General features: G+C 63.1%; 2 protein-coding genes. Both read right to left on the bottom strand.

Features of this window, described 5'->3' with window-relative positions; all coding sequences use genetic code 11:
- Window positions 1–594: IS3 family transposase (locus AC0L3A_RS40710; protein WP_219685674.1), on the bottom strand; the 594-nt coding region annotated here is incomplete at its 3' end.
- On the bottom strand, window positions 591–908 hold the full coding sequence (locus tag AC0L3A_RS40715) for a transposase (protein WP_007593706.1): 318 nt from the start codon (window positions 906–908) through the stop codon (window positions 591–593). The genes AC0L3A_RS40710 and AC0L3A_RS40715, both read right to left, overlap by 4 nt.
- Window positions 909–962 lie beyond the last annotated feature (54 nt).

Below are 962 nucleotides of genomic sequence, written 5' to 3' on the forward strand. Positions count from 1 at the left end.
TTGTGTGCCGCGATCGGAATGATGGATCAGCCCGGGACCTGGTCTTTGCGCCTTGATCGCCATTCGTAATGCGGCGAGCGGCAGTTCTGCGCGCAGATGGTCGTCCATGGCCCAGCCCACGATACGGCGGCTGTACAGATCCATGACGGCCGCCAGATACAACCAGCCCTGGTCGGTCCAGACAAAGGTGATGTCAGCGAGCCAGACCTGATTGCGCATGGCGGCCGAGAAGTTCCGGCCGAGCAGGTTCGGCGCGATCGGGAAGCCGTGCCCGCTGTCGGTGGTGCGGCATCGTCGCGGCCCGGCCGAGATGGCTCGAATGCCATGATGGCGCATCTGCCGCTCGATCCGGCCACGGCTTGCATGATGTCCCTGGGCTTTGAGTTCGACATGAATGCGCGGGCTGCCATAGCGGCCATGGCTATCGCGATGAACCCGCTGGATGCCTTCCAGCAGCGCTCGATTAGCCAAGGCCCGGAGGCTTTCCGGGCGCGACCGCCAGGCATAGTAGCCCGCGGGCGAGACGCCGAGCACACGGCACATGACCTTGACCGGATAGTCCGTGCGGCGATCCTCGATAAAACGGAACCTCATGTCCGGGGTCCAGCAAAGATCGCGATCGACTTTTTTAAAATGTCGCGCTCCAAGCGCAGCTGTTCGTTTTCCCGCTGCAACCGCGCAATCACGTCAGCTTGGTCCGCCGACGGCACCGCCGCTTGCGATGTGGGCGCCACGGCGCTGCCGCCGGCTCTCGCCGTGCCCTGCTCCGCCACCCATCGGCTCAGCACGGAGCCGTCAAGCCCGAGCTCCTTCGATACCGACTTCGCCGAGCGGCCGCTCGACAAAACCAGATCAACTGCCTGCCGCTTGTACTCGTCCGAATAAGAACGTCGCTGCCGTTTCGTCATCTGACACCTCTTGCTGTCTAAGCTATAGGTGTCCACCGATTTAGGGGAGGCTCA

It is taken from the genome of Bradyrhizobium sp. MI1.3 (genome assembly GCF_055811695.1).